Raw genomic sequence first — 20,174 nt, forward strand, 5'->3', positions numbered from 1 at the left:
GCTTTGCCTGCGGTATTCCGCAGCGACACGGGCGCGGGACATCTTCCAGAGGTGGGGGTGATGGTGTCGGAAACCAAGGTGGCGGGCGCGGCGGCGTTCGCCAAGTTCATGGTGGTGCTGCAGGCGGTGGCCGATGCCCCGCAGCCGCCCAGCGCGGCGGCGCTGGCGCGCCGTTGCGGCTATCCCCGGCCCACGGTCTACCGAATTGTCGCGGCGCTGGCCGAGCAAGGCATGCTGGCCGAGACCGGCGGCGCCTATCGCCTGGGGCCGCGCCTGCTGGCGCTGGCCAGCCGCGCCTGGTCGCAGTTCGACCTGCGCGCCACGCTGGCGGCCGACCTGCGGGCGCTACGCGATGCCACTGGCGAAACCGTGCACTTGGCGGTGCCGGCCGGCGCCGAAATGATCTACATCGACAAGCTCGAAAGCCCTGGGCCGGTGCGCATGGCCTCGCGCGTCGGCGCGGCGGTGGCGCTGCATTCCAGCGCGGTCGGTAAGGCCTATCTGGCGGCGCTTGGCGAAGCGGCGCGCGAACCCCTGCTGCGCGACCTGCCGCTGGAACCGCGCATGCCCGGCACGCTGGCGGACTTGCCCGCGCTGCGGGCCGCGCTGGCCGAGACGGCGGCGCGCGGCTATGCCCTGGACAACGAGGAAAACGAGCCCGGCATCGTCTGCTACGGCGTGGCGCTGCGCGACGCCGCCGGTCAGCCGGTGGCCTGCGTCAGCATCAGCACCCTGCTGTTCCGCCGCCATGATGACCCGCAATCCGCCTATATCGAACCCCTGCTGCGGCTGCGCGATGCGGCCACGGCCAGACTCGCCCTGCTGCCTGCCGGCGGCGCCTGAACGATCCCTCCCGAAAGGAATGCCATGACCGCTGCTCCCCGTGCCTCGAAACTCGACGCCTTGTTCGCCGCCCGGGTCGTGCCCGTGCTGCGCTACCAGGACGCCGCCACCGCGGCCTACGCCGCCGAGGTGGCCGTGGCCGCCGGCTGCGCCACGCTGGAACTGACCTGGACCATTCCCGGCGTCACCGACCTGGTGCGCGCGTTGCGCGACAAGCACGGCCCCGCGCTGCTGCTGGGCGTGGGCACGGTGCTGGACGAGACCCAGGCGCGCCAGGCCCTGGTGGCCGGCGCCGACTTCCTGGTGTCGCCGGCCCTGGCCACCGAGATCGTCGACTTGGCGCACGCCGCCGATGCCCTGTGCCTGCTGGGCGCCTTCACCCCCACCGACGTGCTGGCCGCGCGCCGCGCCGGTGCCGATGTGGTCAAGGTGTTCCCGGCCGACACCGGCGGCCCCAAGCACCTGGCGGCGTTGAAGTCGGTGTACCCGGATACGGTGTTCTGCCCCACGGGCGGCGTCACCGCCGAGAACATGGCGTCCTACTTCGCCGCCGGCGCCGGCCTGGTCGGCATCGGCAGCAACCTCTACGACAAAGCCGCCTTCGCCGCGCGCGACACCGCCGCGCTGGTGGCGCAGATCACCCGCACCCGCGAGGCCGCCCATGGCTGATTTCGATATCGTCGCGCTGGGCGAGCCGCTGGTCGAGCTGAACCAGACCGGGCAGGACCCGCGCCAGTTCCTGCAAGGTTTCGGCGGCGACACTTCCAATGCCATCATCGCCGCGGCCCGCCAGGGCGCGCGCTGCGCCTATCTGACACGGGTCGGCGACGACGCCTTCGGCGCGCAGTTCCTGGCGCTGTGGCGCGAAGAGGACGTGGACACCTCGGGCGTCGAGGTCGACCCCAGCGCCCATACCGGCCTGTATTTCGTGCAGCACGGTCCCGACGGCCATGCCTTCAGCTATCTGCGCCGGGGCTCCGCTGCCAGCCTGATGACTCCCGCCAGCCTCGACGGGGGGCTGATCGAACGCGCCCGGTTCTTGCACGTCTCGGGCATCAGCCTGGCAATCAGCACCAGCGCCTGCGACACCGTCTTCGCCGCCATCGCCCGCGCTCGCGCGGCCGGCGTGCAGGTCAGCCTGGATTCGAACCTGCGGCTGCGCCTGTGGCCGCTGGACCGGGCCCGCGCCGTGCTGCGCGAGGCGCTGTGCCATGCCGACCTGTTCCTGCCGAGCATGGACGACATGCAGCACCTGACCGGCAACGACGACCCCGAGCGCACGCTCGACTGGATCCGCGACGCCGGCGCCACGGGCGTGGTGGTGCTGAAGCTGGGCAAGGACGGCGCCATCATCGACGATGGCAAGACCCGCACCCCGGTGGCGGCGCTGCGCGTGGACGCAATCGACGCCACCGGCGCCGGCGATTGCTTCGCCGGCAGCCTGCTGGCGCGCCGCTGCCAGGATGACGACTGGGCCGACGCGGTGCGCTACGCCAACGTGGCGGCGGCGCTGTCGACGCTGGGCTATGGCGCGGTCGACCCCTTGCCGCGCGCCGAGCAGGTGCTGGCCAAGCTGCGGACCTGAGGCAGCGGTCGTCCTGACCGCCGGCCCAAAGAAAAATCCCCGCCGGTTCGCACCAGCGGGGATTTTTTTCGATCAGGCGGCGCGCCAGGAACCTGGCGCGGCGCGCGTGTCATTTAGACGCGCTTGATCTTTTCCAGCATCTTGAACACACCCTTGGGCGACTTGACGAACAAGCGCTTGAAGGCCTTGCCCAGGCAACGGCGTTCCAGGGTATTGCGACGCACGCGTTTGCGTTCAGCCATGTTGATTCTCCTGTTGAATTTGCGGAAATCGAATTAGCGGATCGAAATCTGCCTCCAGGCTTGGCTTGAAGGCGTCTTGGACCCGACCGCACAACCGGAAACCGGGCTGGCGGGGAAATTGGGTAACTCGGTATTCTAGCCTGAAAGTGGCGAGGGTGCCAATTTCGGGGGGGGCTAGCCTGCAGACCCAACAAGAAAAAAATAGGGACGCACTTAGGCCCGCCGATCCCGCCGCGCGCGGCTCAAGAACCCGCATCGTCCAAAAAACAAAGACTACTCAGCCGGTCCCAACTTAGGCCGAATGAAATCCATGAACGCCCGGGTCTTGGCCGGCTGGATACTCGACGGATAAATCACGTAGATGGAAATGGGATCCACCGACCACCCCGGCAACACCCGCCGCAACGAATTGCGCTTGATGATCGGATCCAGCGCCTGGCAATGCGGCATCCGCGTGATCGCCAGATCCAGTCCCGCCAGGGTCCCCGCGATACTCATGTTGTTGGCCGCCAGATGCCCGCTCACGGGAACCTGCTCGCGCACCTGGCCGTTGTACAGCGTCCAATGGGAATGGGCGTCATCGATTGTCGTGCGCAGGCACTGATGCTGCGTCAGGTCCCCCGGCGTCTTTGGCTCGCCGAAGCGTTCCAGATAGCGGTCCGACGCATAAAGGTAGTTGTCCAGCGACACCAGCTCCTGCACCACCGCGCCGTCGCTGCGCGGCGCCGGCGCGCCGCCATTGCCATTGCCGGTGTCGATATTGGCAACCGGATAGTCGCTGTTGCGGCCGAATCGCAGCACGATGTCGAACGGCGTGCCCTGGGCATCCGACGCCGTCATCATGCTCAGGTCGAACTCGCACTCCACTTCCGGATAGCGGTCCGTGAAATCCCTGATCGTCTCCGGCAGCAGCCAGATCGCCAGGCTATAGGGCATCGACACCCGCAGATTGCCGGACGGGCCGCCCGACAATGTCTGTAATTGCTCGTGCGCCAGGCGCGCCTCGTCGATCAGGCCCTGGCAGCGGCTCATGTAGGCCGCGCCCGCCTCGGTCAGGTCCAGGCGGCGGGTGTTGCGATTGATCAGGCGCAGGCCGATCGCGCGTTCCAGCTCGTTGATACGGCGTGACAGCGTCGACGTGGGCATGTTCAGGGCCCGGGCGGCCAGGCTGAAGCTCTTGCGCTTGGCAACCTCTACGAACAAGGCGATGTCATTGAGCTGGACGGTCGAAGCTTCCATAGGCATTCCGGTGTGGGCCGCCCGAGTTTACGCCACTCCGGCGCCCCGTCCCAAAGGGGGCGGCGGTTGCCAGGACCCGTCCGGGAATCCGCGCATTGTCAGATTTGATTGCAAATTTGCATGCGATGGCATCAGTTGGCACAGGCATTTCCCCTACACTTCAGGCAAAAACGACACAGACCAAGACCGCAGCGGTTGTCCGGAAATCGCAAAGGGGCACAGTTCGCATGACCGATACACCGACGTTCTTCACTGTCCTGACGCCCACCTACAACCGGGCGGGCACGCTGCATCGGGTGTATGAATCGCTTTCCCGCCAGACGTTCCGGGATTTCGAGTGGGTGATCGTGGACGACGGTTCCACCGACAACACGCACGAGGCCGTGCTCGACTGGCAGCAACGCGCCAACTTTCCCATCCGCTACTTCTGGCAGAACAACCAGCACAAGAAAACCGCTTTCAACCGCGGCGTGCGCGAGGCCCACGGCGAGCTGATCGTGGCGCTGGACAGCGACGATGAAATGCCGGCGCAAGCGCTAGCCACCTTCAAGGCCGCCTGGGATGCCATCCCGCCGGCGCGCCGGGACGCCTATGTCGCGGTGACCGGCCTGTGCGCGCGACCCGACGGCAGCATCGTCGGCGACCGCTATCCGCAGGACGTGTTCGACAGTACCTCCGTGGACGTGTACTTCCGTTACCGCATCAAGGGCGAGAAATTCGGCTGTATGCGCACCGACATCCTGCGCAAGTTCCCCTTTCCCGAAGACGTGGCCGGGTTCGTGCCGGAAAGCCTGGTGTGGTGGGCGATTGCGCGGGCCGGCTATCTCAGCCGTTTCATCAACCAGGTGGTGCGCACCTATCACGACACACCGGGCGGCTTGAGCCAGGGGGCGGTCTCGGTTGGCAACAATGCCCAGGGCCTGTACCTGCTGGCCTGGGACATGCTGCAGCATCACCTGGAATTTTTCCGCTTCCGGCCGCGCGAATTCATCATGGCCGCCGCGCGCTACACACGCTTCCGGCTGCACCTGAAGCACTCCGGCGTGCCGACGGCGGTGCAGGCGTACCGCCTGACCAACCCCTGGGCGCGGCTGATGGTGGGGGCGATGTGGCCGCTGGGTTATGCGCTGTATCGCCGCGACCGGCGGCGCGGCGTGGCCTGAACGGCGGCCGGACGCCCGCCGCGGCCTGCTGGCAAAGCGCTGCGCAATACTACGCCGGGGCCGGCGCTGCGTGTCCCAGCCCCAGGTAGACCTCGACCACGCGCGGGTCCACGGCGACCTGGGCGGCCGGACCTTCCAGCGTGACGCTGCCGGTTTCCAGCACGTAGGCGTAGTCCGCCACCTGCAGCGCGGCGCGCGCGTTCTGCTCGATCAGCAGGATCGACACGCCCATGGCGCGCAACTGCTCGACGATGCGGAACACCTCGCGCACGATGCGCGGCGCCAGGCCCAGGCTGGGTTCGTCCAGCATGAGCAGGCGCGGCTTGGCCATCAGCGCGCGGCCCACCGCCAGCATCTGGCGTTCGCCGCCGGACAGCGTGCCCGCCAACTGCGCGCGGCGTTCGCGCAGGCGCGGAAACAGGTCGTAGACCTCGGCCAGCGTCTGGTCCTGGTCGCGCAGGCCGCGGCGGAAGCGGTCGAAGGCGCCCAGCATCAGGTTGTCCTCCACTGACATCTCGGCGAACAGCTCGCGCTTTTCCGGCACCAGGTTCATGCCGGCGGCCACCATTTCCTCGATCTCGGCGTGTTCCTGGCGCTTGCCGCCGAACACGATCTCGCCGCGCGAGGGCAGCACGCCCATGATGGCCGACAGCAGCGTGGTCTTGCCGGCGCCGTTGGGGCCGATCACGGTCACGATCTTGCCCTCGTCCACCGACAGGCTCACGCCCGAGACGGCCTCGACCTTGTCATAGGCCACGCGCAGGTCGCGCACTTCCAGCAGTTTCGCGCTCATCATTCCGCTCCACCCAGATAGGCTTCCAGCACCGCGGGGTTGTGCTGGATCTCGGCCGGCAGGCCCTCGGCGATCTTCTCGCCGAAGTCCATCACCACCACGCGGTCCACCAGGCCCATCACGAAATCCATGTCGTGCTCGACCAGCAGGATCGCCATGCCCTCGGCCCGCAGCTTCTTCAGCAATTCGGCCAGTTCGCGCTTTTCCTGGTAGCGCAGGCCGGCGGCCGGTTCGTCCAGCAGCAGGATGCAGGGGTCGGACGCCAGCGCCCGCGCGATCTCCAGGATGCGCTGCTGGCCCAGCGCCAGCGAGCCGGCCTCGTCGTGCAGGTGCTTGCCCAGGCCAACGCGCTCGACCTGGCGCGCGGCCTCGGCCAGCAGGCGGGCTTCCTCGGCGCGGTCCAGCCGCCAGGCGGCCGGCAGCACGCCGCGATGGCCACGCAGGTGGGCGCCGATGGCGACGTTCTCCAGCACGCTCATGCGGCCCAGCAGGCGCACGTGCTGGAAGGTGCGCGACAGGCCCAGGCGGGCGATGCGGCGCGCGCCGGCGCCGGCCACCGGCTGCCCCAGCAGCGTGACTTGGCCAGAGGTGGGCGTGTCCACGCCAGAGATCTGGTTGAACATGGTGCTCTTGCCGGCCCCGTTGGGGCCGATCAGCGCCAGGATCTCGCCGGCGCGGATTTCCAGGTTCATGGCATTGTTGGCGACCAGGCCGCCGAACTTGCGGGTCACGTCGACGGCCTTGAGCACCACCTCGCCGCGCGGCGGCATCGGCTTGCGCGGCAGCGGCTCGGCCTGCGGGTCAATCTGCCGCGGGCGCTTGCGCACCGGCACGCAGCGCGCCAGCACCGGCCACAGGCCGCCGCGGAAGCGGTGCAACAGCAGCACCATGCCGAAGCCGAACACGATCACCTCGAAGTTGCCGCTCTGGCCCAGCAGCTTGGGCAGCCAGTCCTGCAGCCATTGCTTGAGCACCGTGAACACACCCGCGCCGACCAGCGCGCCCCAGACCTGGCCGGCGCCGCCGATGACGGTCATGAACAGGTATTCGATGCCCATCTGCAGGCCGAACGGGTTCGGATTGACGAAGCGTTGCATGTGCGCGTAAAGCCAGCCCGAGGCGCAGGCCTGCAGCGCCGCGATGATGAAGATCACCATGCGCGAGCGGGCCGTGTCCACGCCCATCGACTCGGCCATGACGCGCCCGCCCTTGAGGGCGCGGATGGCGCGCCCTTCGCGCGAGTCCAGCAGGTTGCTGGTCGACCACATGGCCACCAGCAGGAAGGCCCAGATCAGATAGAAGATGTCTTCGCCCTGCGTCAGCGCCCAGCCGAACAGGTGGATGGCCGGCACATCGGGAATGCCGGTGTGGCCGCCCAGGCCTTCGACCGAGCCGAAGGCGAAGTACAGCGACAGGCCCCAGGCGATGGTGCCCAGCGGCAGGAAGTGGCCGGACAGCTTGAGCGTGATGGCGCCCAGCAGGTAGGCCACCACGAGGGTCAGCAGCAGCCCGGCCAGCAGCGTCAGCCAGGGCGACGCGCCGATCCACGCCAGCCAGGCGGGCAGGGCGTCGGCGCGGGTGGTGAGCAGCGCGGTGGTGTAGGCCCCCACGCCGACGAAGGCGGCCTGGCCGAAGCTGGTCAGCCCGCCGACGCCGGTCAGCAGCACCAGCCCCAGCGCCACCATGGCGTACAGGCCGATGTAGTTCAGCAGGGTGACGTAGAACGGCGGCAGTCCCAGCGGCGCGACCGCCAGCAGCGCCAGGAACACGATGACGAGGTGGCGCGGGGTCATTCTTCTTCTTCCTCGACGTGGTGGCTTTTCAGGGAACGCCAGAGCAGCACGGGGATGATCAGCGTGAAGACGATGATCTCCTTGTAGGCGCTGGCCCAGAACGAGGAAAAGGCCTCGATCAGGCCGACCAGCAAGGCGCCGGCGGCGGCCAGCGGGTAGCTCACCAGGCCGCCGATGATGGCGCCGACGAAGCCCTTCAGGCTGACCATGAAGCCGGAATCGAAATACATGGTGGTGATGGGCGCGATCAGGATGCCCGAAACGGTGCCGATCAGCGCCGCCAGGAAGAATGTGGCCTTGCCGGCGAACACCGGCGAGATGCCCATCAGCCGCGCACCCAGCCGGTTGAAGGCGGCGGCGCGCAAGGCCTTGCCGTACATCGAGCGTTCGAAGAACTGGTACAGCACCACGATCAGCAGCGCCGACACCGCTACCACCCAGAGCGCCTGGCTGTTGACGTTGATCGGACCCAGCGCCAGGCTGGCCTCGTTGAACGGCGCGGTACGCGCGCCCTCGGCGCCGAAGGCCAGCAGGCCCAGGCCCACCAGCGCCAGGTGCACCGCGATCGACACGATCAGCAGCACCAGCGTCGAGGCCGAGGCGATCGGCTGGTAGAACAGGCGATACAGCTGCGGCCCCATCGGCACCACCAGCAACAGCGTCAGCAGCGCCTGCACCGCCATCGGCAGCTGCGCCAGCGGCAGGCGGTAGAGCAGCGCGGCCAGCGCCAGCGGATACACCGCCTTGGCGCCGATGCGCCACAGGGGCGCGCGGCGGCCGGAGCGCCTGGCGCGCGCGATCAGGTCGGCCACGGCCTCGGCCAGGGCGAAGGCCAGCAGCAGCCACACCAGCAGCACCGGTTTACCGGCCTGCAAGGCGGCCATCGTGAGCGCGCCGAAGGCGACGAACTCGCCCTGGGGGATGAACAGCACGCGGGTAACGGTAAAGACCAGCAGGATGGACAAGGCCAGCAGCGCATAGATGGCGCCGTTGGTGATGCCGTCCTGCCCGAGTATCAGGGCGATCTGAGCATTCATCGGTACTTCCGGATAGAACGGAAAAACATTGCAGCGGTTTTATCCCCCCCGAAGCGCTGCGCGCTTCCCCCCGGGGGGCATGCCTGCGGACCGGCGGAGCCGGCTCCGCGGCATCTCGATGTGGCAGCGTTCAAGGGGGGTTACTTGACTAGCGTCCAGTTGCCGTCCTTGACCATGATGAGTTCACGGCCGCGGTCGTCGAAGCCGCTGTGGTCGGCGGCGCTCATGTTGTAGACGCCCTGGGTGCCGACCAGCTCGTGGGTCTGTTCCAGCGCGTCGCGCAGCGCGCTGCGGAACTCCTTGGTGCCGGGCTTGCCGGCTTTCTCGGCCAGCGGAACCGCCTTTTCCAGCAGCAGGCCGGCGTCGTAGACGTTGGCGCCGAAGGTGGCGGGCTTGGAGCCATTGAGTTTTTCGTAGGCGGCGATGTAGTCGCTGGCGACCTTCTTGGACGGATTGCTGTCAGGCATTTCCGGCAGCACCAGCATCAGGCTGGCCGCCAATATGGTGCCTTCGACCTTCTTGCCGCCAAGCTTGAGGAAGTCGGGCAGCGCGGCGCCGTGGGTCTGGTAGAACTTGCCCTTGTAGCCCTGGTCGAACAGCGTCGTCTGCGGCAGCACGCTGGCGGCGCCGGGCGCGGCCACCAGCACGGCATCGGGCTTGGCCGCCAGGATCTTCAGCGCCTGGCCGGTGACCGAGCTGTCAAAGCGCAGATAGCGCTCGTTGGCCGTGATCTTGATGCCTTTGGCGGCCGCCAGGCCGGAGAACACCTTGTACCAGTTCTCGCCATAGGGATCGTTCAGGCCGATGAAGCCGACCGTCTTGATACCGGTCTTGGCCATGTGGTCGACCAGGGCGCGGGCGATGATGTCGTCGTTCTGGGTGGTCTTGAAGACCCATTTCTTCTGTTCGTTCATCGGCAGCACCACGGCCGCGGTGCCCACCGGCGCCAGCATCGGCACGCCGGCCTCGGCGGCGAACTGGATCACGCCCATGGCGTTGGGCGAGCCGGACGGGCCGATCAGCGCGTCCACGTTCTGTTCGGTGATGAGCTTCTTGAAGGCCGTGACCGAATTGGTCGAATCGCTGGCGTCGTCCAGCGAGATGTACTCCACGGTCAGATCGCCAATCTTCTTGGGCAGCAGCGGCACCGTGTTCTTCTGCGGGATGCCGACCAGCGCGGTGGGGCCGGTGGACGAGGTGACGACGCCGACCTTGACCTGGGCCAGGGTGGGCAGGGAGACCAGGGCGGCCAGCACGGCGGCGGCCAGGGGGAGTTTCTTCGACAGCATGGCAAAACCTCCGGATAGGGAGCAGAGTGGGTGCGGCTGGAAAACGGAGAAAACGGGCAAGGCGGAAATTATTTTCGGCTTCAACTTTCTGAGAGACGCGGCACTGCACTGTAGACCTGGTCTCGGTGCTTACCTATCCGTCAAAACCCGAAGCGGATGCGCGGGACGCCGCTCAGATGGTGATGGAGCTGACGCTGGCGCCGCCGCAGACGAACAGCGTCTGGCCGGTAACGAAGCTGTTGGCCGGGTCGGCGAAGAACATCACCGCCCGCGCCACGTCGTCCGCGCGCCCCAGCCGCTTGACCGGGATGCCGTTGGCCAATTGCTTTTCGCGTTCGCTGCCGGGTTCGATTACGTCGTAGAACATGTCGGTCTGGATCGGGCCCGGCGCCACCACGTTGACGGTGATGCCGTAGGGCGCCAGTTCCAGCGACCAGGTGCGCGCCATGCCGACCATGCCGGCCTTGGTGGCGGAATAGGCGGTGCGGGTGGGCAGGCCCAGCGCGCCGCGCGAGGACATCATGACGATGCGGCCGAACTTGCGTTCCTGCATGCCGGGCAACGCCGCCTGCGCCAGGCTGATGGCCGCGCCCAGGTGGATCTGGGTCAGGCCGTGCAGTTCCTCCTGGGTCACCTGCGGCAGCAGGTTGGGCCAGATGACGCCGGCGTTGTGGATGACATGGCTGACCGGAAAGCGCGCCACGATTTCAGCGCCCGCCTGCGCGGTGGCGTCGGCGTCGAGCAGGTCGACCTGCACGTTGTGCAGGCGCGGGTGGCTGAAGTCGGCGGCGCGGCGCGCCATCGAGATCACCTCGTAGCCGGCGTCGAGCATGCTGCGGCAGATCTCGGCGCCGATACCGGCGCTGCCGCCGGTGACGATGGCGACGTTGGTTTGCGTCATGGTGATTCCCCCTGTGTTCTGTTGTTATGCGTGGCCGGTCAGGCGCGCGGCGCCAGCGCCAGCACCCGCAGCGGGCTGCCCGAGCCGCTGCGGATCTTCAGCGGCGCCGAGAAGATCACCGCGCCGGTGGGCGGCAACTGATCCAGGTTGGTCAGGCATTGCAGCCCATAGCGGTTGTTGCCGTGCATGAAGTAGTGGCAGGGGTAGGGCGGATTCAGGTGGTGGGCCTGGCCGGCGTCGGTGCCCACCGACTCGGTGCCGAAGCCGTGCACGTCGCGTTCCTTGATCAGCCACGGCACCACCTCGGCGTCGGGGCCGGGCGAATGGGCGCCGTCTTCCTGCATGTTCAGGTATTCGGCCGGCTTGGCGCGCTTGGACCAGTCGGTGCGCATCAGCACCCACGAGCGGGCCGGAATGCGGCCGTGCTTTTCTTCCCACGTCTTGACGAAGTCGATGGTCAGCAGGAAGTCGGGGTTGTCGCGCGCCTCGGCCGAACAGTCGATGACGCAGGCGCCGGCGATGAAGGCCTCCACCGGGATAGTGTCGACGGTGTTGTCGGGCTGGTCCTTGCCGGTGACCCAGTGCACCGGCGCGTCGAAGTGGGTGCCCGTGTGCTCGGAGCAAGAAAAATTGTTCCAGTACCAGGCCGGGCCGCGCTCGTCGTAGCGCGAGATCTCCTCGATGCGGAAGGGCCAGGCCTGGCCGAACTCCGGCGGCAGCACGATGGTCGGGAACTCGGGCGTCAGCGTCTCGGTCAGGTCCACCAGGCGGATGCGGCCCGACACCAGTTCGGTCATGAATTGCGCAAGTATGGGTTGGCTCATCTGTTGCTCCTTTGGTTTGCGTGTCGGGGGCGTCAGGCGCCCAGTTCCCGTTCCAGTCCCTTGGGGTTCTCCGCCAGCCGCGCGCGGAATTCCTGCGCCACGTCGCCGACGTACACGTCCTCGAGGCCTTCCTTCAGTGCGCGCACGATGGCGTTCGCGATGGCCGCGGGGGCCACGCGCGGGGGCGGTGTGCGCTGCTCCCACTCATGGTCCACCGGACCCGGAAACACATTCACCACGCGCACGCCGGCCGGCCGCATTTCCGCCCGCAGGCATTGCGCCAGTGACAGCGCGGCGGCCTTGGAGGCCGACCACATGCCGCGCGCCGGCAGGTTGACGTGGGCGTAGATCGACAGCACGTTGACCCAGGCCGTGGCGTTGTTGACGCCGTCGGCGGCGCGGCCGCACAGCGCCGGGCCGAAGCCCTGCGCCAGCCGCATCAGGCCCAGCACGTTGACGTCCAGGGCGTCGCGCGCGGTGTTGACATCCTTGCGCCCGAGCAGTCCGCCTTCGCGCTCCTGGTCGGCGGTGTTGACCAGGATCTCGACCTTGCCGCCGATCGAGGCGGCCGCGCGCTCGACCGCGTCGCTGTCGGTTACGTCCAGCGCCAGCACCTGCACCCGCGGATCGGCCGCCAGCGCGTCGAAGGCGGCATCGCGGCGCCAGGTCTGCGGGTCGCCGACGAACACCGTGGGACTGCCGGCGTCCAGCAGCGCGCGCGCCACCGCCAGGCCCACCGCCGACTTGCCGTCGGTGACCAGCGCCCGGCGGAACTTCGGATCGCACGAGGTCTCGCGCAAGGTCTTGTCGTCTTCCATGTTGGGCGTATTCCTTTCGGGCAGGGCGATCATCACGGCCTGGCCGCTGCGATCGAGCTTCAGCGCCAGCCGCACGCGGGCGCCGTCGGCGCAGTCCTGGTGCACGTGCGCCACCACCGACGGGCCGGCGTCCATGCGCACCGTGCCCACGCGCCAAGGCAGGCGTTCACGGAAATAGAGGTCGTTGCTGTGGTGCAGGGTGGTGCTGACCAGCAGTTCGCCGCGCGGGTCCACCGGCCGCCACGGCAGGCGTTCCGACAGGCAATGGCCGCAGACTTCACGCGGCGGGTATTGCACCGCGCCGCAATCGGCGCAGGTCTGCAGTTCGAAGCGCCCTTCGGCGGCCGCGGCCGTCAGCCCCAGCGCCGCGCGGCTGCGGGCGCCGGGCGGCAGGGTCGGCTGGCGTGTGCGCGCCACGGGATTCTTGCGCGGCGGCTTGGCTAGCGGCTCGGTCATGCGTCGCTCCTGGCCAGGATGGCCGCGGCGGTGCACAGGCCGCGGTCGTAGTTGATCATGCCGAAGCCGCTGACCAGGCCCAGCCGCGCGTCGGCCACCTGGGTGCCGCCGGCCGTGCCGGTCAACTGGCGCAACGCCTCGACCAGGCCGAGGTAGCCACCGGCAGCGCCGGCCTGGCCCACCGACAGCTGGCCGCCGTTGGTGTTGAAGGGCAAGCTGCCGTCGACGGTGAAGGTATTGGCGCGCACGAACGCCGGCGCCTCGCCCTTGGGGCAGAAGCCCAGGTCTTCCATCTGCATCAGGTTGATGACCGGGTAGTCGTCATAGGCCTGCAGGAAATCCATGTCGGCCGGCGCGGCGCCGGCCATGCCGTAGAGCTCGTCGATGTCCATGGTCCAGCCGCCGCGGGTCTGGATCGGATCCTCGATCCAGGCGTTGTGGCGCTCGATGGTGGACAGGATGCGGGCGTAGGGCAGGTTCAGCGCCCGCGCCCGGTCCTCGCGCATGACCAGGAAGCCGTCGGCGCCGGCGCACGGCATGACGCAGTCGAACAGGTGGATCGGGTCGGTGATGACGCGCGCGTCCAGGTATTGACCGAGCGTCAGCGGTTTTTTCATCAGCGCGTGCGGATAGCGCAGGGCGTTGTCGCGCTGCGCCACGCAGACCTTGCCGAAGTCTTCGCGGGTGGCGCCGGTGCTGCGCATGTAGTGCGCGGTCAGCAGCGCGAAGCTGGCGTTGGGGCCGCCCGCGCCGTACGGATAGACCGCATCCTGGGCGAAGCGCGAAAACTGGCTGACGGTGTTGCGGAACGAGTCGACCTGGTTGGTGTCGCCCGCGATGCAGGCGACGATGCCGGCGTCGCCCGCCTGCACCGCGCGCGCGGCGCGGCGCAGGGCGCCCACGCCGCTGGCGCCGCCCATGGGGATGTGATCGAGCCAGCGCGGACTCATGCCCAGGTGCTGCGTCAGGCCCACGGCGGTGTCCGGCGCCAGCGTGAAGCTGGACACGCACAGGCCGTCGATGTCGGTCTTGGCGATGCCGGCCTGGCGGATCAGCGCGCCCAGCGCGCGGCCCAGCCACCAGTGGGCGGCATGGGTGGAGTAGCGCTCGTAGGGAATGCTGACGGGCAGGGCCGCCACCACGCCGTCGTAGCGGGCGCGCGGCGCGCTCATCGGGCCGGCTCCTGGCGTTTCTTCATGGCGGTGGTGTCGACGCAGCAGGCCGTTCCCGGCAGGGTTGGCGCCAGCGCCTTCATCTCGCCGCGCTGGATCTTGTTGGTGGTGGTCAGCGGCAGGCTGTCGACGAAGGCGACGTAGCCGGGCGCCTTGTAGTAGGCCAGTTGCTGCAGGCTCCATTGCACGATGTCGCGGGCCGCGCCGGCGCGGGCGGCCGCGTCGGCGGTCGGCGTTTCGGCCACCACGCAGGCCAGCACCTCGTCGCCGCGCACCGGGTCGGGCACGGCGGCCACCGCCACCGCCTTGACCAGCGGATGCTGCAACAGCACGCTTTCGACTTCCACCGCCGAGATGTTCTCGCCGCTGCGGCGGATCACGTTCTTCTTGCGATCGACGAAGCGCAGCGCGCCGTCGGCCTCGCGCCGGACGATGTCGCCGGTATGGAACCAGCCGTCTTCCCACGCCTGGGCGGTGGCGTCGGCGTCCTTCAGGTAGCCGGCGAAGAAGCCGTAGCGCGGGTCTTTGCCGGCATGGCGCACCAGCAGCTCGCCCGGCTCGCCCGCCGCGGCCTCGGCGCCATGATCGGCGACGATGCGCACCAGCACGTCGTCTTCCTCGCGGCCAAAGCAGCTGCTGCCGATGTGGCGCGGTTCCTGGTTGGCGATGATGACCGCGCCGGCGCCGGTCTCGGTCATGGCCCAGGCTTCCAGCAGCGGGAAGCCGAAGCGTTCCTCGAACGGTTGGTGCAGCTTGCGGTCAACGCCGGCGCCGAAGCCGAAGCGTATCGCCGGCTGCCTGTCCCGCGGCGACGGCTCGGCCTTCATCAGGATCGCCGGCATCACGCCCAGGTAGTGCAGCACGGTGGCGCCCGAGTCGCGCACGCTGTCCCACCAGGTCTTGGGGTGGAAGCGATCCAGCGGAATCAGGCAGCCGCCGGTCAGCACCATGGCCATGGCGGAATAGGCCATGGCGTTCATGTGCACCAGCGGCAGCGGCGTCAGCATGCGTTCCTCGCCGGGACGCAGTTCGGCCAGGCCGCCGATGCGGGCGTACCAGCCGCCCGCGTGCAGGAAGTAGCGGTTCGGCAGAATGCAGCCTTTGGGGCGGCCGGTGGTGCCGGACGTGTACAGCAGCGCGCATTCGCTCAGCTCGTCGGGTTCGCCTGCCAGCGGCGCGGGGAAGGGCGCCGCGGGCGGCGCGTCGTCCGGGCCCATCACGCGCAACGGCCGGCCAGCGCGCTCGGCGGCGGCCAGCAGGTCGGCGTGGCGCTCGGGCAGGGCCACGGCCAGCGCGATCTCGGAGTGGCCGGTCAGGTATTCCAGTTCCGCCGCGCGCAGGTCGGGATTGATCGGCACCACCGACACGCCCAGCGCGTTCAGCGCGAACCAGTGCAGGAAGAAGGCCGGACGGTTTTCCAGCAACAGGCCGGCGCGATGGCCGTGACCGTAGCCGGCGCGCGCATAGGCCGCGCGCAGCGTTTCGATGGCGCTGGCCGCCTGCGCATAGCTCAGCTCGCCGGCGCCGATGCCATAGATGGCGGCGGTTTCCGGCAGGATGCACAGGAAGGGGCGGGCGCCGTGGCGCGCTGCGGTGTCCAGGAATGCCTGGTGGACGGTGGTGCTCACAAGCCGCTCCTACATGAACAATTGGATGTTGCCGAAGGCGGCGTCGCAATTCACCAGGTCGACGCGCTTGAGGCGGATGCGCAGCGCGCCGTCCTGCTCGACCAGATGATGCGTGGCCCAGCCGGCGTACAGGGTCTGCGTGTCCTGCCGCGTCTCGACGTAATGGAAGGCGGTGCGCAGCACGTGGCGGCCCTGCCCGGGCGCCGATTCGGGATGATCGCGCTCGATGGTGGGCGCCTGCAACAGGTGGTGGCAGCGGCTCCTGGGTTGCTGCGAGAACGTGCGCTGGCCCGCCAGCCGCTCGACCCGCACGCGCAGCAGCAGCTTGTCCTCATACATCAGCGAGGCGTGCAGCCGGGCGTCGGTCTGGTCGTGCGCCAGGGGCATCCAGTAGTAGCCATCGTCGGTGTACAGGTCGAGCCAGTCCTCGAAGCGCAGTTCGTCAAGCAGGCGCGCCTCGGCGTAGACGAAATCGATCAGGTCGCGGTCGCTCAAGCTCATGCCTGCTCCGTCATGTAGCGGCCCCATGCGCGGTACTGGTTGCGCATCTGCCATTCGTTGGTGCCGTTGGTGGTGACGTTTTTCTGGCCGGCTTCGGCCGGGTCGTACAGGCGGCCGACATTGACCCAGTCGCGGGCGCGCGATTGCAGGCCGTCCTGGGCGCGTTCGTACATCTCCAGGTCGTCGTGGCCGACCACGGAGGTGGGGGCGTTGATCAGGCGGTTGTACATGAGCGTGCGCTCCAGCAACAGGTCAGGCGCGCCGACCAGGCGGAAGGTCCACGACTCCACCAGGGTGCGGTCGGCGGCGATCGGCTTGAACACGCGCAGGGTCTGGATCGGGCCCTTGACCATGATGTTGGGGAAGTACACCGTGTTGTGGCGCACGTCGCCCAGGATCTGGTGCGCGCGCTCCTCGCCATAGGCCGCGACCATCGATTCCCAGTAGCCGGGGACGCCCGAGTACGCGGCGTGGATCGAATCGGATACGCCGGTATGGCCGTGGCCGTTTTCCCAGACGCGGATGCCCATGTTCTCGAAGAATTCGTAGGGCGAAATGAACGGCGCGAACAGTTCCACCGCCATCGGCTTGGGCGTGCCGGCGGGCGCCTGCTCCCACACCTTGACCGCGGTGCCGGCCGACGATTCGTGCGCCACCATCGGGTGGCAGGTGTCGGTCTGGTTGTCGACCAGCATCTTCCAGTTGCAGCGGTGCATGTAGCGCAGCACGCCGCCGGCCACTTCCAGCCGGCCCTCGGGCGAGCGGTCGACCATGTTGTCCAGCGTCGACAACGCGTCGCCGAAGAAGTCCTCGAACGATTGGCCGTTGGGATTCAGGCGGCAGAACACGAAACCGCGGTGGTTGCGTACGTCCTTCACCGCCGCCATGCCCTGGCTGGCCTCGCACTGTTCCAGGCCGGTGTTCTCATAGCCCTTCTTCAGCGGAATCGACAACAGGCTGCCGTCGGTCTTGAAGGTCCAGGCGTGATACGGGCAGCGGAAGAACTTGCCGGTGTTGCCGCAGGCGTCGCCCGCCACCATGGTGCCCTTGTGCGGGCAGCGGTTGTGCAGCACGCGCACCGAGCGGTCGCTGTGGCGCACCATCACCACCGGCTGGTTGCCGACGGTAGTGGTGATGTAGTCGCCCGGGTTGGGCACCTGGCTGTCGTGGCCGACGTAGACCCAGGTGTTGGCGTACAACCGTTCCATCTCCAGGTCGAACAGCTCGGGGTCGATGAACAGGTCCTTGTGCACCTCGGTCTCGCGCAGCAGCGCGCGGATGGCGTCGGGGTTGTCGCGGTATTTGGCCATGGGGGTCTCCTCGTCTCGCGCCCGCCGCTACAGGTCCAGCACCAGGCGCGCCGACTTGGCGCGAGAGATGCAGATCTGGATGATCTTGCCGCTGGCTTTCTCGGTATCCGACAGGTAGTAGTCGCGGTGGTCGGGCTCGCCTTCCAGCACCGTGGCCTGGCACACGCCGCATTCGCCGCGCTTGCAGTCGTACATCGGGTCGCAGCCTTCCTCTTCCATCACGTCAACGATGGTCTTGTCGGCGGGAATGGTCAGCACCCGGCCGGATTGGCGCAGCTCGACCTCGAAGGGCTGGTCGCCGGCCTGCGGCGCGGCGGTGGCGAACAGCTCGAAATGGATGTGGGCGTCGGGCCAGTGGCGCGCGCGCGCTTCCTGGATGACGGCGTCGATCAGGCCCTTGGGGCCGCACACATACAGGTGCTGGCGCGGATTGGCGGCGTCCAGCAGCGCCTTCAGGTCGAAGCGGCAGGCGTCGTCGTCATCGGCATGCGGCACCAGCGCGTCGCCGGCCAGCGCCTGCAGCTCCGGTAGGAACGCTAGCTGGTCGCGGCTGCGGCCGCTGTAGTGCAGTTCGAAGGCGCGGCCGGCGGCCTTGAGCGCCGCCGCCATGGACGCCACCGGCGTGATGCCGATGCCGCCGGCGATCAGCAGCACCGGCTCGTCGCCGGCCGGACCTTCGTGCAGCGGGAAATCGTTCTTGGGGCCTTCGGCACTGAGTGTGTCGCCAACCGCCAGGCCGTGCATGTGGCGCGAGCCGCCCGCGCTGGCTTGCTCCAGCCGCACGCCCAGGCGGTACTCGACGGGTTCGGCGAAGCGGCCGGCTTCCGGCGTCAGTTGCACCAGCGAATAGCAGCGCGGTTCGCGCAGGCCTGGCACGCTCACCTTCAGGTGCGCGCCGGGGCCGAAAGCGGGCAGGGTGCCGCCATCCTCGCGCGCCAGGCGCAGCGAGCGGATCAGCGGCGATTCCTGCCGCACTTCACGGACGATGAGTTTCAGGGTTTGCACGGCGTCGTCTCTATCTCGGTGTCAGGCGGCCAGTTTCTCGGCCAGTTGGCGTTCCAGGGGGCCGCATTTCTCGTCGGCCAGCGCGGCCTGGCGCAGCGCGCGCAGCGATGCCGCCGCGTCCGGCCGGCCCGCCAGCTTGGCGGCGGCCGCGATCAGTTGGCGGTACTTGCCGCCGCCGCGCACGTGGGTGTCGCTGTAGCCTTTGACCAGGCGGCGGCAGTTCACGGTTTCCACCGCCAGGTCGTAGTCGCGCGGCGCCAGGCTGGCGATCAGGTCGAGCCATTGCGCCAGGCCTTCGGATTCGATCTGGTGGCGCAGCGTGCGGCGGCGGAAACGGCGCATGCCGGCCAGCGTGTACAGCATCAGGAAGCCGCCCAGCGTGCCGCTCTGCATGCGGCGGCCCTTGCCCAGGCGGCGCTCGACGAAACCGCCGAAGGCCTTGGATCGTTCCAGCCAGCGGCCCAGGCCGGCCGGCAGCGTGCCGCAGATCTCTTCCAGCCGCGGGTGCATGAATTCGGTCGTGTAGACCAGTTGGCCGGGCTTGGCGCCGACCTCGGCGCGCACCCGTTCGAAGCGCGTGCCGCGCGTCTTCAGGTCGGCCACGCGGATGACGTCGTCGTAGGCCATGGCGGTGGCCAGGTAGCGCGCGGCGGCACAGGTCAGCGCCCATTGCTTCGATTCGCCGCCATGGCGCGCGTCCAGTTCGCGGATCGCGGTCATGCGGGCCAGGTAGTCTTCGGCGTATGCCAGATCCTGGAACTCGATCTGGCGGCGCGCGCCGGCCGTCAGCAGTGGCTGCGCACAGGCGGGAAAGTCGCGGGTGATGCGGTCCAGCAATGCCTGTGCCCGCGGGCTGGCGGCGCGTTCGGGCACGGCGGGCACGGGGCGCGTCAGGTCGATTGCGGCCGGTTGCGCCGGCGCCTGTGCGGCGGCCTCGAAGCCCAGCGCGAAGGCGCGCAGGCTGGCGTCCACGCCGACGCCGGCGCGGCGCACGGTGGCCTCGAAATCGTCGCGCGAGAACGGCAAGGCGCCGCTGCCGGCCACGGCGCCGAACAGGCTGGCGCTGATGACGCTGCCGGCGCGGTCGGCCAGTTCCTGCAAGTCGAAGCAGAGGAAGCGGCGGGCCGCGGCGCGGCCGGCTTCCAGCACTTTGTTGGGATCGGCGATGCCGTTGCCCGGCGCCGATTTCTCGCTGACCGCGTAGCTGCGGTGCGACGAGGCGATCAGCACGCTGCGGTCGGGCGTGACCAGACCGCGCTGGATGGCGCGGCCGCCTTCCATCAGCTCGGCCGCCACCACCAGGTCGACGTCGCCCGGCGTGGGCATCAACGCCAGCGCGGGCGCGCGGCCGGCGCGGTCCACGTCGGCCTCGGGCAGCAGTTCCAGGTAATAGATGGTGGCGCCGGTGCGCTGGGCCACGCCCGGCACCGAGGTGGTCTGGGCCCACCAGCCGGCGTGCTCGGCCATGTCGACGATCCAGTCGGCCAGCACGCCGCCGCCCTGGCCGCCCATGGCCAGGATGGCGATCTTGATGGGAGTGCCTTGCTGCAATGCCACCGGGTTCATGGGGCGGGT

The 20,174-nt window shown here is 68.7% G+C and carries 19 protein-coding genes; 4 read left to right on the forward strand and 15 right to left on the reverse strand.

From position 1 onward, the window contains the following. Positions 1–60: 60 nt before the first annotated feature. Genes HV701_RS00480 through HV701_RS00490 form a run of 3 tightly spaced genes read left to right on the forward strand, consistent with a single transcriptional unit; the run spans position 61 to position 2,428 of the window. The gene (locus tag HV701_RS00480) at positions 61–843 is read left to right on the forward strand and encodes an IclR family transcriptional regulator (protein ID WP_175131194.1); all 783 of its coding nucleotides are present in this window, start codon (positions 61–63) and stop codon (positions 841–843) included. Between the two features lie 24 nt (positions 844–867). Continuing rightward, positions 868–1,512: a bifunctional 4-hydroxy-2-oxoglutarate aldolase/2-dehydro-3-deoxy-phosphogluconate aldolase gene (locus tag HV701_RS00485; protein WP_175131195.1), complete on the forward strand. Its 645-nt coding sequence runs from the start codon at positions 868–870 to the stop codon at positions 1,510–1,512. After that, complete coding sequence (locus tag HV701_RS00490; RefSeq protein WP_175131196.1) at positions 1,505–2,428, forward strand: sugar kinase; 924 nt, start codon at positions 1,505–1,507, stop codon at positions 2,426–2,428. The genes HV701_RS00485 and HV701_RS00490 overlap by 8 nt, the downstream gene beginning before the upstream one ends. 113 nt (positions 2,429–2,541) lie before the next feature. On the opposite strand, the gene HV701_RS26935 is transcribed toward HV701_RS00490, so the two are convergent. Both HV701_RS26935 and HV701_RS00495 read right to left on the reverse strand, forming a co-directional pair. Beyond that, positions 2,542–2,670, reverse strand: a complete 129-nt coding sequence (locus HV701_RS26935) for a hypothetical protein (protein ID WP_006226408.1) — start codon at positions 2,668–2,670, stop codon at positions 2,542–2,544. 273 nt (positions 2,671–2,943) lie between these two features. Beyond that, positions 2,944–3,909 carry a LysR family transcriptional regulator gene (locus HV701_RS00495; RefSeq protein ID WP_175131197.1) on the reverse strand — a complete coding sequence of 322 codons (966 nt, stop codon included), beginning with the start codon at positions 3,907–3,909 and terminating at the stop codon, positions 2,944–2,946. Positions 3,910–4,136: 227 nt separating this feature from the next. On the opposite strand from HV701_RS00495, the gene HV701_RS00500 reads away from it, so the two are divergent. Next, positions 4,137–5,072, forward strand: a complete 936-nt coding sequence (locus HV701_RS00500) for a glycosyltransferase family 2 protein (RefSeq protein WP_175131198.1) — start codon at positions 4,137–4,139, stop codon at positions 5,070–5,072. 49 nt (positions 5,073–5,121) lie between these two features. Here HV701_RS00500 and HV701_RS00505 read toward each other — a convergent pair whose 3' ends face one another. The 13 genes from HV701_RS00505 to HV701_RS00565 all read right to left on the reverse strand — a co-directional run bounded on the left by HV701_RS00505 (position 5,122) and on the right by HV701_RS00565 (position 20,165). Continuing rightward, the gene (locus HV701_RS00505) at positions 5,122–5,865 is read right to left on the reverse strand and encodes an ABC transporter ATP-binding protein (RefSeq protein WP_175131199.1); all 744 of its coding nucleotides are present in this window, start codon (positions 5,863–5,865) and stop codon (positions 5,122–5,124) included. After that, the gene (locus tag HV701_RS00510; protein WP_175131200.1) at positions 5,865–7,658 is read right to left on the reverse strand and encodes a branched-chain amino acid ABC transporter ATP-binding protein/permease; all 1,794 of its coding nucleotides are present in this window, start codon (positions 7,656–7,658) and stop codon (positions 5,865–5,867) included. Before HV701_RS00510 ends, HV701_RS00505 begins: the two co-directional genes overlap by 1 nt. Then, complete coding sequence (locus tag HV701_RS00515) at positions 7,655–8,695, reverse strand: branched-chain amino acid ABC transporter permease (protein ID WP_175131201.1); 1,041 nt, start codon at positions 8,693–8,695, stop codon at positions 7,655–7,657. The genes HV701_RS00510 and HV701_RS00515 overlap by 4 nt, the downstream gene beginning before the upstream one ends. Before the next feature lie 140 nt (positions 8,696–8,835). Further along, complete coding sequence (locus tag HV701_RS00520) at positions 8,836–9,984, reverse strand: ABC transporter substrate-binding protein (protein ID WP_175131202.1); 1,149 nt, start codon at positions 9,982–9,984, stop codon at positions 8,836–8,838. Positions 9,985–10,156: 172 nt separating this feature from the next. Further along, the gene (locus tag HV701_RS00525; RefSeq protein ID WP_175131203.1) at positions 10,157–10,885 is read right to left on the reverse strand and encodes an SDR family NAD(P)-dependent oxidoreductase; all 729 of its coding nucleotides are present in this window, start codon (positions 10,883–10,885) and stop codon (positions 10,157–10,159) included. A gap of 38 nt (positions 10,886–10,923) precedes the next feature. Beyond that, the gene (locus HV701_RS00530) at positions 10,924–11,709 is read right to left on the reverse strand and encodes a cyclase family protein (protein ID WP_175131204.1); all 786 of its coding nucleotides are present in this window, start codon (positions 11,707–11,709) and stop codon (positions 10,924–10,926) included. Positions 11,710–11,741: 32 nt separating this feature from the next. Next, positions 11,742–12,983, reverse strand: coding sequence for an SDR family NAD(P)-dependent oxidoreductase (locus tag HV701_RS00535; protein ID WP_175131205.1), 1,242 nt, complete (start codon positions 12,981–12,983; stop codon positions 11,742–11,744). Then, a complete protein-coding gene (locus HV701_RS00540) occupies positions 12,980–14,155 on the reverse strand; it encodes a thiolase family protein (protein WP_175131206.1) in 1,176 nt (391 codons plus the stop codon). The genes HV701_RS00535 and HV701_RS00540 overlap by 4 nt, the downstream gene beginning before the upstream one ends. Continuing rightward, complete coding sequence (locus HV701_RS00545) at positions 14,152–15,783, reverse strand: AMP-binding protein (RefSeq protein ID WP_175131207.1); 1,632 nt, start codon at positions 15,781–15,783, stop codon at positions 14,152–14,154. The genes HV701_RS00540 and HV701_RS00545 overlap by 4 nt, the downstream gene beginning before the upstream one ends. A 9-nt stretch (positions 15,784–15,792) precedes the next feature. After that, complete coding sequence (locus tag HV701_RS00550; protein WP_175131208.1) at positions 15,793–16,284, reverse strand: aromatic-ring-hydroxylating dioxygenase subunit beta; 492 nt, start codon at positions 16,282–16,284, stop codon at positions 15,793–15,795. Continuing rightward, a complete protein-coding gene (locus tag HV701_RS00555) occupies positions 16,281–17,594 on the reverse strand; it encodes an aromatic ring-hydroxylating dioxygenase subunit alpha (RefSeq protein WP_175131209.1) in 1,314 nt (437 codons plus the stop codon). Before HV701_RS00555 ends, HV701_RS00550 begins: the two co-directional genes overlap by 4 nt. 27 nt (positions 17,595–17,621) lie before the next feature. Continuing rightward, a complete protein-coding gene (locus tag HV701_RS00560; protein ID WP_175131210.1) occupies positions 17,622–18,599 on the reverse strand; it encodes a PDR/VanB family oxidoreductase in 978 nt (325 codons plus the stop codon). A 21-nt stretch (positions 18,600–18,620) separates the two neighbouring features. Further along, complete coding sequence (locus tag HV701_RS00565) at positions 18,621–20,165, reverse strand: indolepyruvate oxidoreductase subunit beta family protein (RefSeq protein WP_175131211.1); 1,545 nt, start codon at positions 20,163–20,165, stop codon at positions 18,621–18,623. Positions 20,166–20,174: the final 9 nt, after the last annotated feature.

It is taken from the genome of Achromobacter pulmonis (assembly GCF_902859765.1).
In the GTDB taxonomy this organism is placed as follows: Bacteria; Pseudomonadota; Gammaproteobacteria; order Burkholderiales; family Burkholderiaceae_B; genus Achromobacter; species Achromobacter pulmonis.